The sequence below is a fragment of the Sphingomonas parva (ex Maeng et al. 2020) genome (genome assembly GCF_004564275.1).
Classification (GTDB): Bacteria; Pseudomonadota; Alphaproteobacteria; order Sphingomonadales; family Sphingomonadaceae; genus Allosphingosinicella; species Allosphingosinicella parva.
Genome location: NZ_SPDV01000004.1, coordinates 26,174 through 39,019, shown reverse-complemented (window position 1 = coordinate 39,019; position 12,846 = coordinate 26,174). Strand labels below are relative to the sequence as shown.

15 protein-coding genes are annotated in these 12,846 nt (G+C 69.1%); 13 read left to right on the top strand and 2 right to left on the bottom strand.

The annotated features are described in order from the left end of the window. Nucleotides 1-14: 14 nt before the first annotated feature. Nucleotides 15-254: a hypothetical protein gene (locus E2493_RS03445; RefSeq protein ID WP_135083750.1), complete on the bottom strand. Its 240-nt coding sequence runs from the start codon at nt 252-254 to the stop codon at nt 15-17. A 288-nt stretch (nt 255-542) separates the two neighbouring features. On the opposite strand from E2493_RS03445, the gene E2493_RS03440 reads away from it, so the two are divergent. Beyond that, nucleotides 543-929, top strand: coding sequence for a hypothetical protein (locus E2493_RS03440; RefSeq protein WP_135083748.1), 387 nt, complete (start codon nt 543-545; stop codon nt 927-929). A 381-nt stretch (nt 930-1,310) separates the two neighbouring features. Here the strand turns inward: E2493_RS03440 and E2493_RS21025 are convergent, their stop codons facing one another. Next, complete coding sequence (locus tag E2493_RS21025) at nt 1,311-1,667, bottom strand: hypothetical protein (protein ID WP_167737363.1); 357 nt, start codon at nt 1,665-1,667, stop codon at nt 1,311-1,313. Nucleotides 1,668-1,788: 121 nt separating this feature from the next. Here E2493_RS21025 and E2493_RS03430 point away from each other — a divergent pair, with 121 nt between their 5' ends. From E2493_RS03430 to E2493_RS03375, 12 genes are all read left to right on the top strand, one after another. Next, the gene (locus tag E2493_RS03430; RefSeq protein WP_167737362.1) at nt 1,789-2,586 is read left to right on the top strand and encodes a universal stress protein; all 798 of its coding nucleotides are present in this window, start codon (nt 1,789-1,791) and stop codon (nt 2,584-2,586) included. Between the two features lie 13 nt (nt 2,587-2,599). Next, on the top strand, nt 2,600-3,238 hold the full coding sequence (locus E2493_RS03425) for a YoaK family protein (protein WP_225421121.1): 639 nt from the start codon (nt 2,600-2,602) through the stop codon (nt 3,236-3,238). Nucleotides 3,239-3,531: 293 nt separating this feature from the next. Then, on the top strand, nt 3,532-5,247 hold the full coding sequence (gene ccoN, locus E2493_RS03420; protein WP_135083812.1) for a cytochrome-c oxidase, cbb3-type subunit I: 1,716 nt from the start codon (nt 3,532-3,534) through the stop codon (nt 5,245-5,247). Nucleotides 5,248-5,265: 18 nt separating this feature from the next. Then, nucleotides 5,266-6,000, top strand: coding sequence for a cytochrome-c oxidase, cbb3-type subunit II (gene ccoO, locus E2493_RS03415; RefSeq protein WP_135083742.1), 735 nt, complete (start codon nt 5,266-5,268; stop codon nt 5,998-6,000). Further along, nucleotides 5,997-6,155 carry a cbb3-type cytochrome c oxidase subunit 3 gene (locus E2493_RS03410; RefSeq protein ID WP_135083740.1) on the top strand — a complete coding sequence of 53 codons (159 nt, stop codon included), beginning with the start codon at nt 5,997-5,999 and terminating at the stop codon, nt 6,153-6,155. Before ccoO ends, E2493_RS03410 begins: the two co-directional genes overlap by 4 nt. Beyond that, the gene (gene ccoP / locus E2493_RS03405) at nt 6,148-7,056 is read left to right on the top strand and encodes a cytochrome-c oxidase, cbb3-type subunit III (protein ID WP_135083738.1); all 909 of its coding nucleotides are present in this window, start codon (nt 6,148-6,150) and stop codon (nt 7,054-7,056) included. The genes E2493_RS03410 and ccoP overlap by 8 nt, the downstream gene beginning before the upstream one ends. Before the next feature lie 41 nt (nt 7,057-7,097). Further along, nucleotides 7,098-8,549 carry a cytochrome c oxidase accessory protein CcoG gene (gene ccoG, locus E2493_RS03400; protein WP_135083736.1) on the top strand — a complete coding sequence of 484 codons (1,452 nt, stop codon included), beginning with the start codon at nt 7,098-7,100 and terminating at the stop codon, nt 8,547-8,549. Between the two features lie 9 nt (nt 8,550-8,558). Continuing rightward, entirely contained in the window at nt 8,559-9,020 is a 462-nt protein-coding gene (locus tag E2493_RS03395; protein ID WP_135083734.1) for a FixH family protein, read from the top strand. Then, complete coding sequence (locus tag E2493_RS03390) at nt 9,017-11,143, top strand: heavy metal translocating P-type ATPase (protein ID WP_135083732.1); 2,127 nt, start codon at nt 9,017-9,019, stop codon at nt 11,141-11,143. Before E2493_RS03395 ends, E2493_RS03390 begins: the two co-directional genes overlap by 4 nt. Then, nucleotides 11,140-11,313, top strand: coding sequence for a cbb3-type cytochrome oxidase assembly protein CcoS (gene ccoS / locus E2493_RS03385; RefSeq protein ID WP_135083730.1), 174 nt, complete (start codon nt 11,140-11,142; stop codon nt 11,311-11,313). The genes E2493_RS03390 and ccoS overlap by 4 nt, the downstream gene beginning before the upstream one ends. Next, nucleotides 11,310-12,629, top strand: coding sequence for an oxygen-independent coproporphyrinogen III oxidase (gene hemN, locus E2493_RS03380; RefSeq protein ID WP_135083728.1), 1,320 nt, complete (start codon nt 11,310-11,312; stop codon nt 12,627-12,629). The genes ccoS and hemN overlap by 4 nt, the downstream gene beginning before the upstream one ends. After that, the gene (locus E2493_RS03375; protein ID WP_135083726.1) at nt 12,619-12,831 is read left to right on the top strand and encodes a hypothetical protein; all 213 of its coding nucleotides are present in this window, start codon (nt 12,619-12,621) and stop codon (nt 12,829-12,831) included. Before hemN ends, E2493_RS03375 begins: the two co-directional genes overlap by 11 nt. The last annotated feature ends 15 nt before the right edge of the window (nt 12,832-12,846 follow it).

Genomic DNA, 12,846 nt, shown 5'->3' with positions numbered 1-12,846 from the left:
TCGGGACCACGCCGTCAGGTCGAGGTCAGCGCACCCACGAAGATCAGGATCGCTCCGAACAGAGCGAGCCCGAGCCCCGGAATGTCGGCCTTGAGGCTGAGCCTGTCGCCGCGGCCCTTCGGCTCCAGCGTCTCCGGCGCGTCCCGCGCGCCGAGACTGGGCGGCTGGCTGAGCCGCCCGCGCTTCAGCGTGCGCAATGCCGCGACGACGATGCCGGCGATGACGCACAGCGCCCCGCGCCAGATCAGCAGCATCAGCGACTCCCGTCATCCGTTGCGCGCCCGATCCTAGCGGAAATCGTCCGTGGTCGGAACCATGAGACCTCGTGCGCCGCCTCCGCGCCGGGCTCCCTCCCGCGATTGCCGAAGGGCGTGACATCGACGAGACTGTCATCGGTAATGCGACCTCGGGGCTGCTGGGGCCGATGGAAAAATCCTGCGGGCTGTCGGGCGTGTGTCGTCGGGTGCGCTCAACGGGCGAGGCAGACCTCCCGACAGACCGAGAGTTGGTGTAAAAGTCGAATTCTGGCACGGGAGATCAGTATGCTGACAATTCTCATGGCGGCGTTGGTGCAGCAATCGGCCTCAGTTCATGTTCCTGCATTGCCAATCCGGGAGTTCATGGCGGCATGTGTGACCTCGGGCGGAGATCTGGGCTGGGTCGGCCCCAATCCTGGACCAGGCGAGCCAGCGCTGCGCAGCGTGTACTTGCACGATACACAGAAGAACCACGTGACGGTGAGCTTCTACAACGAGACGGGCGTGGGCTCCGGACGCGTCGTCTTCCTTTGGCCGACGGCGAGCAATGCGAACCGGGAGGTCACTCAGTCCACCTCGGTCCCTGAGTCCGTGACCGTCTACTCGACCCGGGTCCGCTACGGCGTGATCGGCACCACCGTGCCTACCGCGGTCTGTACCCGCGTGCGTTAGGCCGAGACCACTTCAGGTTTATTGGGCCACGTGTGCATCTTGGCCTCAGGGTTGCGTACTCGCGCGCATTGCCGCTGAAGATGGCTCGGGGAGGGTCGGGGGGTCGAAGGCGAACGTCATTCTTGGCAGGCTATCGACGGAAACGATTCGGAGATCCGCTTTCGTCCTCAAGAGAACAACGTCGACGACATCCACATCCTGGCGCCAATCAACCCGACGATCCTGTGCCCGCATGCCTCGGGGGATGCTGGAACGGTTCGACTGAGCGTTTTAACGCGCAGCTCTGCACGGTCGTCGGCGAGGTGGCGTTCAGCACGCTGACGCAGCACCACGTCAGCACCCTCTTCGAACGCGGCGGCGCGCCCCCGCCCGACCGACCGACTATTGCAGCGCCCGGAGGCTCGCAACGCGGAACGCCCGCTCGCGGCCGTCGGGCTCGGTCAGGACCAGGGATTCGCCGAGCCTGATCGGGTGCGGACGATGGCGGACGAGGATCTCGCCGTCCTCGTCGAACGCGAAGGCCCAGCCGTCGTCGCTCGCCTTGACGATGCCGGAGAGGTCCGGCTCGTTCGGCCAGAAGCGCCGCACGGTCGCCTGGGCGGGGGCAACGGCGAGCGCGTTGTCGTCGATCCGGCCGTCGTCGTGGAGTGGCAGGCGGAGCAGATAGATGCGGCTGGCCGAACCTCGCGGGAATTCGCGGCTGGGCTCGAGTTCGAGTCGGATCGATTGCCATTGCATCCTGTCGCGATGCCCGACGGCAGGTGGCTGTTGTATAAGCAATCCTACGGAGTCGGCCTGGTCGCGATGGTTTCCGGCAGCCCGCACGGCGGCGCCGACGCCGACAGCAAAGGAGGGTGCGATGAGGTCGATCCTGCTGCTCGCCAATGACGACAGGGGTCTCGAGGCGCGGCTGGCGGCCGCGCTCGCGCTCGCCCGGCGAGGCAGCGCGCATCTCTCCTGCCTGCAGTCGCGACCGTTCAACAGCCTGGTCGTGGCCGATCCGTTCGGCGGCGTCTACGTGCCCGCCGCGCTGCTCGCCCGGCTGAACCAGGTGGACGCCGAGCATCGCGACCGGATGGAGGCCCGGCTCCGCGAGGAAGGCGTCTCGTGGGAGTGGGTGCAGCAGGACGGAGAGACGGGGCGTGCAATCGTCGCCCGGGCCGCGCTGGCCGACCTGATCGTCATCACCCTGCCGGGCGACGACGACGCTGCCTTGTCGATCGCTGGGGAAGTCCTGCTCCATGCCCGCGCGCCGATCCTGGCCGTGCCGGCCGCCGACGCCGGCTTCGATCCGTCCGCTCGGATCATGGTCGCCTGGAACGGGTCGCCGGAAAGCGCGCATGCGCTTCGTCTCGCGCGGCCGCTGCTGGCGGAGGCGGGCGGGGTCACGCTGGTCACGGCAGGGGACGAGACCGGTCGCTTCGCCGTCGCCGATGCAGCGGCCTATCTGTCCCGTTACGGTATTGCCGCCGAGCAGGACGCGCGGCCCGGTGGCGGCAGGGCCGCGGACGCGCTGATCGAGGCCGCCGCGGCGGTCGGTGCCGGGGCCATCGTGATGGGCGCCTACGGCCACACTCGATTGCGCGAGACGGTATTCGGCGGCGTCACCCGCGACATGCTCCGCCACAGCCCGCTTCCCCTGCTGCTCGCGCACTGACTATCATCGGCGCGTGACTCGCTATGACGGGCGCCTCCGCGCCCTCGCCATGCTTCTTTCGGCCCTTGCGGGCTTCGTCGACGCCGTGGCTTTTCTCGAGCTGGGCGGCTTCTTCGTGTCGTTCATGAGTGGGAACTCGACTCGCCTGGCGGTCGGCATCGCCGGCGATTCGCCGGCTGCGGCGACGGCGGCAGGATTGATCGGCGCGTTCGTTCTCGGTGTCACGGCGGGCGCGCTGGTCGGCGCCGCCGGCGGACGACGCCGTGCCGCGTCGGTCCTGCTCTTCGTCGCCGCGCTGCTCGGCCTCGCCGCCGCCTCGGGATTGGGCGGCGCCGCCTTCGCCGCCGCGCTGCTGCTCGCCGCCGCGATGGGGGCCGAGAATGCGGTGTTCGAGAAGGAGGGGGAGGTGCGGATCGGCCTCACCTACATGACGGGCACGCTCGTCAAGCTGGGGCAGCGGATCGCCGCGACCCTGCGCGGCGCGGACGCGACCGGGTGGGGCTCCTTCCTGCTCCTCTGGGCGGGCTTCGTGGGGGGCGCGGTGCTCGGCGCCCTGGCGCGTCCCGCGCTCGGCCTGGCGGTCAGCCTCGCCGCCGCCGCAGGCGCAGCGGGGCTGCTCGCGCTCGTCGCCTGGTCGATGGACGAGGCCTGAGACCGAGCTCCGGCCGGACGCCCACCATCCGGCCGGAGACCGCCGGTCGCAGTTCGGCGGCACGCGACTCCCCCCGAAGCCGCGCCGATGAGTCTGTGTTACCCCGCCTAAGTCACGGACGTATATAGGGAATTTCCCGCAAGCCGATTGCCTCCCGTGCAGCGCCGGGACGCTTCGGGCGCCATCTAGGGGACATCCCGTAGTCAAAAGCATAGCGTCCGCGGCTACCCGATTCGCGGCCGCCGGGGGGTACCTGCGGTGCTTGAAGCCGGCAGGTCCGGTCGGGGAAGATGATGGAAACGATGGTGATGAAGAGCGGCGGCTGGCTGCTCCTGGCCGTGGTCGCGACCTTGCTGGTCGGCGCCTCGGCCGATTTCGGCTTTTCGGTGCACCTCGCGATCGTCGCGGTCGCGGCGATGGCGGCGATGGTCTGGTCGCTGCGCAACGCGGGGAATGCGGCGGCGGGTATCGTCGCGCCGCGCCCCGACCAGAGCGTCTATGACGACGAGCCGATCCGCTGGGGTGTGATCGCCACCCTGTTCTGGGGCGTCGCCGGCTTTGCCGCCGGCCTGTTCATCGCGCTCCAGCTCGCCTTCCCCGCGCTGAACCTCGGCTTCGAATATACCAGCTTTGGCCGGTTGCGGCCGCTGCACACCTCGGCGGTGATCTTCGCCTTCGGCGGCAACGCGCTGATCGCGACCAGCTTCTACGTGGTGCAGCGCACCTGCCGTGCCCGGCTCGCCTTCCCGGGCCTCGCCCGCTTCGTGTTCTGGGGCTACCAGCTGTTCATCGTCCTCGCGGCGACCGGCTACGTGCTCGGCATCACCGAGTCGAAGGAATATGCCGAACCCGAATGGTATGTGGACCTGTGGCTGACCGCCGTCTGGGTTGCCTATCTCGCCGTCTTCGTCGGCACCGTGGCGCGCCGCCGCGAGCCCCATATCTATGTCGCCAACTGGTTCTATCTCGGCTTCATCGTCACCGTGGCGATGCTCCACATCGTCAACAACCTGACGATCCCGGTCAGCCTGGTCGGTTCCAAATCCTATTCCGCCTTCGCCGGCGTCCAGGATGCGCTCACCCAATGGTGGTACGGCCACAACGCCGTCGGCTTCTTCCTCACCGCCGGCTTTCTGGCGATGATGTATTACTTCGTCCCCAAGCAGGCGGAGCGGCCGGTCTATTCCTACCGGCTGTCGATCATCCACTTCTGGTCGCTGATCTTTCTCTACATCTGGGCGGGCCCGCACCACCTCCACTACACGGCGCTGCCCGACTGGGCGCAGACGCTCGGCATGGTTTTCTCGATCATGCTGTGGATGCCGAGCTGGGGCGGCATGATCAACGGCCTGATGACCCTCAACGGGGCGTGGGACAAGATCCGCACCGATCCGATCATCCGCATGATGGTGATCGCGCTCGCCTTCTACGGCATGGCGACCTTCGAAGGTCCGATGATGTCGATCCGGACGGTCAACAGCCTGTCCCACTACACCGAATGGACGATCGGCCACGTCCACGCCGGCGCTCTCGGCTGGAACGGCATGATCACCTTCGCCTGCGTCTATTACCTGGTGCCGCGCCTGTGGGGCCGCACCCGCCTCTACTCGCTGCGCATGATCAACTGGCACTTCTGGCTCGCGACCGTCGGCATCGTTCTCTACGCCGCCGCGATGTGGGTGGCCGGCATCATGCAGGGCCTGATGTGGCGCGAGTATGGCGCTGACGGCTACCTCGTCTACGCTTTCTCCGAAGTCGTCGCCGCGATGTTCCCGATGTACGTCATCCGCTCGGTCGGGGGCCTGCTCTACCTCTCCGGCTTCCTGATCATGGTCTTCAACTGCTGGATGACCGTGAAGGGCCGGCTGCGCGAGGAAGCGCCGCTCAGCGACGCCGCCTTCGACCCCGCCAGGGACCGGCCGTTGCCCTCGGCCGGCCCAACCGGCCGGCAGCGCGCGCCGCGCATTCCCGCCAACCAGCCCGACGCGCCGCTCGTCGCCGCCGAATAAGCCAAAGGACGAAAAGACATGGCTACCAAGTTCTTCGACCATGGCCGGCTGGAGCGGAACGTCACCCTCCTCGGCGTGCTCGCCTTCCTCGTCGTCACGATCGGCGGCATCGTCGAGATCGCGCCGCTCTTCTGGATCGACTCCACCGTCGAGAAGGTGGAGGGCGTGCGCCCCTACACCCCGCTCGAGCTCGCCGGCCGCAACATCTACATCCGCGAGGGCTGCTCCGGCTGCCACAGCCAGATGATCCGGCCGTTCCGCGACGAGACGGAGCGCTACGGCCACTACAGCCTCGCCGCCGAGAGCATGTACGATCACCCGTTCCAATGGGGCTCGAAGCGCACCGGTCCCGACCTCGCCCGCGTCGGCGGCCGCTATTCGGACGAATGGCACGTCCAGCACATGAAGGATCCGCGTTCGGTCGTGCCGGAATCGATCATGCCGGGCTATGCCTTCCTGGCCGATCGCGAGCTCAAGGCGGGCGACATGGCGGCACACCTCACCGCCATGGCCCGCGTCGGCGTGCCCTACGACAAGGCGGCGATCGCGGCTGCGAACGACGACCTGAAGAACCAGGCCAATGCGGATGCGGACACCGCGGCGCTCGTGAAGCGCTACCCGAAGGCGCAGGTCCGCGATTTCGACGGCGATCCGTCGCGGCTGACCGAGATGGATGCCCTCGTCGCCTATCTCCAGATGCTCGGCACCCTGGTCGATTTCGAAGCCGCCGCCCCGCAGGAGAAGGCGCGATGAGCTACGAGACCTTCCGCCACTTCGCCGACAGCTGGGGCCTGCTCGCCATGGCCCTCGTCTATCTCGCCTTCACCGGCTGGGCCTTCCTGCCCCGCAACCGCGGCCGCAACCGCGACGCCGCCAACATGATCTTCGAGGACAGCGACCATGGCTGACGACAAGCAGAAGAGAATCGATCAGCCGACCGGCACCGAGACCATGGGTCACGAGTGGGACGGTATCGAGGAGCTGAACACGCCGCTGCCGCGCTGGTGGCTCTGGGCCTTCTACGCGACCATCGCCTGGGGCGTGGTCTACATGGTGCTGTTCCCGGCCTGGCCGCTGATCGACCGCGCCACCGGCGGCACGCTCGGCTGGTCGAGCCGCGCCCAGCTCGAGCAGGAGCTCGCCGCCGAGCAGGCGAAGAAGGCGCCTCTCCTCAAGGCGCTCGCCGCAACGCCGGTCGAGCAGCTGCCCGCCAATCCGGCGCTGATGCAGGCGGCGGTGGAGGGCGGCCGCGCCGCCTTCCGGGTCAATTGCGTCGCCTGCCACGGCTCCGGCGCCGCCGGCTCCAAGGGCTACCCTAACCTCAACGACGACGATTGGCTGTGGGGCGGGGATCTGAAGGCGATCGAATATACGATCACCCACGGCACCCGGCAGCCGGACCATGACGCCACCCGCTTCTCGCAGATGCCGGCGTTCGGCCGCGACGGGATGCTGAAGGCCGAGGAGATCGGCGATCTCGCCGCCCATGTCCGCACCATCTCGGGCCAGCAGAAGCCCGGCGCCGCGTCGCAGCGCGGCGGCGCCCTGTTCGCCCAGAACTGCGCCTCCTGCCACGGCGCCGGCGGCGAGGGGAACCGCGCGGTCGGCGCGCCGAACCTCAAGGACGCGATCTGGCTCTACGGCGGCGACTCCGAGACGATCCAGGCGACGATCGCCAACAGCCGCTACGGCGTCATGCCGAAATGGGGCGGCCGGCTCGATCCGGTCACGATCAAGATGCTCGCCGCCTACGTCCACTCCTTGGGCGGCGGCGAGGGCGCCGCTCCGGTCCAGACGGCGAGCCGATAGGCGTCTCCTCCCCGCAGGCGGGGAGGATCTAGGAGCACACAATGGCCAGCCCGTCCGATCTCACCAGCGTCAAGCCGAAGAGCCTCTACGCCAGGCGCGAGCCCGTCTATCCCAAGGCGGTCGACGGCAGATTCCGCCGCCTGAAATGGCTGATCATGGCGGTGACGCTGACCATCTATTACGTCACGCCCTGGCTGCGCTGGGATCGCGGCGCCTATGCGCCGGATCAGGCGGTGCTGATCGATCTCGCCGGCCGCCGCTTCTACATGTTCGGCATCGAGATCTGGCCGCACGAATTCTATTATGTCGCCGGTCTGCTGATCATGGCCGGAATCGGCCTGTTCCTGGTCACCTCGGCGGTCGGCCGAGCCTGGTGCGGCTACGCTTGTCCCCAAACCGTGTGGACCGATCTCTTCCAGCACGTCGAGCGCTGGATCGAGGGCGATCGCAACGCCCAGATGAAGCTCGCGAAGGCGCCGTGGACCGCGTCCAAGCTGGCGAAGCGCGTCGCCAAATATGCGAGCTTCCTCGCCATCTCGGCCGCCACAGGCGGCGCCTGGATCTTCTACTTCGCCGATGCGCCGACGCTGGCGCGGGACTTCCTCGCCGGAGACGCGGCGATCGTTGCCTATGGAACGGTGGCGGTGCTGACCGCGACCACCTTCACTCTGGGCGGGCTGCTGCGCGAGCAGGTCTGCATCTACATGTGCCCCTGGCCGCGCATCCAGACGGCGATGCTCGACGAGAAATCGCTGATCGTCACCTACAAGGACTGGCGCGGCGAGCCGCGCGCCCGCGGCACCAAGAAGGCCACGCTGGCGGACCTGAAGCTCGGCGACTGCATAGATTGCAATCAGTGCGTCGCCGTCTGCCCGACCGGGATCGACATCCGCAACGGCCCGCAGGTCGGCTGCATCACCTGCGCCCTGTGCATCGACGCCTGCGACAAGGTCATGGCGCAGGTCGGGCGGCCGCGCGGGCTGATCGACTATGCGACCTTCGAGGATTGCGAGGCGGAGAAGGCGGGGGAGCCGCGCAGGCCTCTGCTCAAGACGATCCTGCGCCCGCGCACATTGATCTACTTCACCGCCTGGGCGGCAATCGGCTTCGCCATGTTGTTCGCGCTCGGCGAGCGCACCCGCGTGGACATCAGCGCGCAGCAGCAGCGCAATCCCGTCTACGTGCGGCTCTCCGACGGCCAGGTGCGCAATGCCTTCACCGTCAAGATCCGCAACATGCAGGCCCGCCCGCGTGCCTTCGAGATCGGGCTCGAGGATCTCGCCGGCGGCCGCATGTGGCTGGAGGGCGGCAGCCGGGAGACGGCGGCGAAGCACGTCGCCGTCCGCGTGGCGCCCGACGCCCTCGGGAAATTCCGTATATTCGTCATCGTCCCGCCCGGCGAAGAACAACGCGACGAATTCGTTTTCACCGCCCGGGCGCTCGACCCCGAAGGCGGAAGCGACAGCACCAAGGCCGTGTTCGAGCGGCCCTAGGGGGACTGCATGACACCGACCCGCGGCTTCACCGGCTGGCACATGACCGGGATCCTCATCGCCTTCTTCGGCGTGATCATCGCGGTCAATCTGACGATGGCAACCTTCGCCACCCGCACCTTCGGCGGCAAGGTGGTCGAGAATTCCTATGTCGCCAGCCAGCAGTTCAACCGCTGGCTCGCCGAGGCGCGGGCGCAGAAGGCGCTGGGCTGGCAGCATGCGGTCACGCTCGGCAGCGACCGCAGGGTTGGGGTCACGCTGGGCGTGGCCGGCAAGCCGCTCGCCGGCGCGCTGGTGAGCGCGGTCGCCCGCCACCCGGTGGGCCGCGAGGGCGAGGTCGCGGTGCGCTTCGTCTCCGCGGGGCCGGGCCGCTACGAAAGCGATTACCCGCTTCCCGCCGGCCGCTGGTACCTCCACCTCGAGGTGGTGCGCGGCGCCGACCGCGCCGCCTTCATCGAGACGGTGCAATGAGCGCCGCCGTCGCTTTCGACGCCGCGGCGCCGCTCGCGCGCAGCCTGTTCGCCGTGCCGGGGATGCGGTGCGCCGCTTGCATCGCGAAGCTCGAGAACGGTCTCGCGGCAAATCCCGGCATCGCGCTCGCCCGGGTCAATTTCACCGCTCGTCAGCTGACGCTCGATCATGTCGCCGAACTCCAGCTCCCCGAGCTCCAGGCCGCGATCGCCGCCGTCGGCTTCGAGGCGCAGCCGATCCGCGCTGCCGGCGTCACCGCCGATCGGGCCGAGAGCCGCGGCCTGCTCAAGGCCACGGCCGTCGCCGGCTTCGCGTCGATGAACGTGATGCTGCTGTCCGTCGCGGTCTGGTCCGGCGCGGCCGGTGCGACGCGCGATCTCTTTCACGCTTTGTCCGCGCTGATCGCGATCCCTACCGTCGCTTATTCCGGCCGGCCCTTCTTCCGCTCGGCCTGGGCGGCGCTGCGCAGCGGGCGTACCAACATGGACGTGCCGATCTCGATCGGTGTCCTGCTCGTCACCGCCTTGAGCCTGTTCGAGACGCTGACCAGCGGCCCCCACGCCTATTTCGACGGCGCGGTGATGCTGCTTTTCTTCCTGCTCGTCGGCCGGGTGCTGGACAGCGTGATGCGGGATCGCGCCCGCGACGGCGTCACCGCTCTGCTCAAGCAGACCGCGTCGGGCGCGATGGTGGCCCGCGAGGACGGCAGCAGTGAGTGGGTCGCAGCCGAAGCGCTGGCGCCGGGCATGACGATGCTCGTTGCCGCCGGCGAGCGGCTCGCCGCCGACGGGATCGTGATCGCCGGCGCGAGCAGCCTCGATCGCTCGCTGATCAGCGGCGAGAGCTCGCCGATAAGGGCGGGGGAGGGGGACCAGGTGCTCGCCGGCACGCTCAATCTCGATGCGCCGCTGACCGTCCGGGTGACCGCCGCCGGCGCCGACACGGCGATCGTGGACATGGCCCGGTTGATGGAACAGGCGGCCCAGCCGCGCTCGCTCTACGTCCGCATCGCCGATCGCGCCGCGCGCCTCTACGCGCCGGCGGTGCACACCCTCGCCGCCGCCTCTTTCGTCGGCTGGATGCTCGCCGGGGCCGGCTGGCACGAAGCGCTGCTGATCGCCGCCGCCGTGCTGATCATCACCTGCCCCTGCGCGCTCGGCCTCGCGGTTCCCGCCGCCCAGATCGTCGCCGCCGGGGCGCTGATGCGGGCCGGCGTGCTGGTCAAGGACGGCTCGGCGCTCGAGCGTCTGGCCGAGGCGGATCGCGTGCTGTTCGACAAGACCGGCACGCTGACCCTCGGCCGACCGGAGCTCGACAGCCTCGCGCCGCTTTCCCCGGAGCATCGCCCGATCGCACTCGGGCTCGCACGCGCCAGCCGCCATCCGCTCAGCCAGGCGCTGCGCAAGGCGCTCGAGGCAGAGGGCGTCGCGCCCGCCGACGTCACCGACGTCGTCGAGGAGCCGGGCTTCGGCATGCGCGGCCTTTGGAACGGCGCGCCCGTCCTGCTCTGCCGCGCGACCGGCGTCGCGGGCGAGGCGCTGGCCGTCGCCTTCGTCTTCGCCGGCGCGGCGCCCGTTGTTCTTCGGTTCCGCGACTCGATGCGTCCCGACGCCGCAATGACCGTCGCGGAGATGGAGCGCCTCGGGCTCCCGGCCTCGATCGTCTCGGGCGACCGTGCCGAAGCGGTCGCGCCCGTCGCGCGTGCGCTTCACCTCACCGCCCAGACGGCGATGACGCCGCAGGACAAGCTCGACGCGATCGAGCGGCTCGGTCGCGCCGGACACAAGGTGCTGATGGTCGGCGACGGGCTCAACGACGGCCCCGCGCTCGCCGCCGGCCACGTCTCGCTCGCGCCCGCCTCGGCCAGCGACGTCGGCCAGAATGCCGCCGACGCCGTGTTCCTCGGAGACAGCCTCGCCCCGGTTGCGGCGGCGATACGCGCCGCCCGCCGGACCATGGCGATCGTTCGCCAGAACTTCGCGATCGCAATTCTCTACAACACCGCCGCCGTCCCGCTGGCACTCGCCGGTCTGGTCACGCCCCTCGTCGCGGCGCTGGCGATGTCCGGCTCCTCCGTGATCGTCGTCGCCAACGCCCTCCGGCTGAGGAGCGCGGCGCGATGACCGGGCTCGTCCTCCTCATCCCGATAGCCCTGTTCTGCGGCCTCGTCGGGCTCGCCGCCTTCTTCTGGTCGATGAAGTCCGGCCAGTATGACGACATGGACGGCGCCGCATTGCGCATCCTGATCGACGACGACGCGCCGGCCGCCGTCTCCAAGGAGCCTCACGCGTGAGCTGGACCTTTCATCCCGAGCTGCTCGCCCGGCCGGTGCCGCGTTACACGTCCTACCCGACCGCAGCCGAGTTCGGCGACGTCGGCGCCGAGGCCATGGCTGCGGCCCTGGCGGCGGTGGCTGACGATGCCGGCGTCTCGCTCTACCTCCACATCCCTTATTGCCACGAGATCTGCTGGTATTGCGGGTGCAACACCGGTGCCGCCACCCGCACCCAGCGGGTTGGCGCCTATCTCGACGCCCTTCATGCCGAGATCGATCTGGTCGCGGCGGCGCTCGGCGGCCGCGGCCGTGCGCGGCGCATCGCGTTCGGCGGGGGAAGCCCCAATGCGCTGAGCCCGGCGCAGTTCGGCACGCTGCTCGCCCATGTCCGGAGCGCCTTCGGCGCCGAGGCGGCTTCGATCTCGATCGAGCTCGATCCGCGCACGCTGGAGGAGCCCTGGTACGAGGCAATCGCCGAAGCGCGCGTGGAGCGCGCCAGCCTCGGCGTCCAGACGCTCGATCCGCAGGTGCAGGCGGCGATCGGCCGCATCCAGGACGAGGTGCTGATCCGCCGCACCGTCGCCGCGCTGCGCAACGCCGACGTCGCCTCGATCAACTTCGACCTGATGTACGGGCTGCCGGGGCAAGGGCTCGGCGAGCTCGAAGCGACACTAGATGCGACCGCCGAGATGGCGCCGGAGCGGATCGCGCTGTTCGGCTACGCGCACGTGCCCCACATGATCCCGCGCCAGCGCCGGATCGATGCCGCGTTGCTGCCCGACGTCGCAGCCCGCTTCGGCCAGGCCGAGTTCGGCCATCGGTTCCTGACCCGTGCCGGCTACGATCCGATCGGCTTCGACCATTTCGCGCGGCCTGGCGATGCGATCGCCGTCGCGGCGCGCGAGAAGCGCCTCCACCGCAATTTCCAGGGCTTCACGGACGACGGCTCGCAGGTGCTGATCGGCCTTGGTGCGACCGCGATCAGCCAGTTCCCGGGCCTGATCGTGCAGAACGAGAAGAACAGCGGCCGCTATCGCATGCTGGCGACGTCCGGCAGACTGACTGCGTCCAGGGGCATCGTGCGCACCTGCGACGATCACCGCCGGGGCAAGATCGTCGAAAGCCTGCTCTGCCATGGCGAGGCTCATGCCGGCGGCCATCGCGACGCGGACCTTACCGAGCGCCTGGCACCGTTCGAGGCGCTCGGCCTGCTCGCCTGGGACGGGCCGATGCTCCGCATCGCCGAGGCGGGCAGGCCCTACGCCCGCGCCATCGCCTCCGTCTTCGACGTCTATCGCCAGCCCGAGGGGAGGCGTTTCAGCAATGCCATCTAGCCTCTCCCTGCTCGCGCTGGCGCCGCTGATGCTGTTCGGCAGCCAGGCGCCGATGGCGCGAAATGCGTCCGACACCATCCTGGTCAGCCTCTGCTTGGGCGGGCAGGTGCCGATCCATATCCCGCGCCGTGACCGGGATGGACCGCAGGGTGCAACGGCCTGCCACGCCGCCGCGGTGATGCCGAAGAAGAAGAGAGCCTGATCCACACCTGTCCGG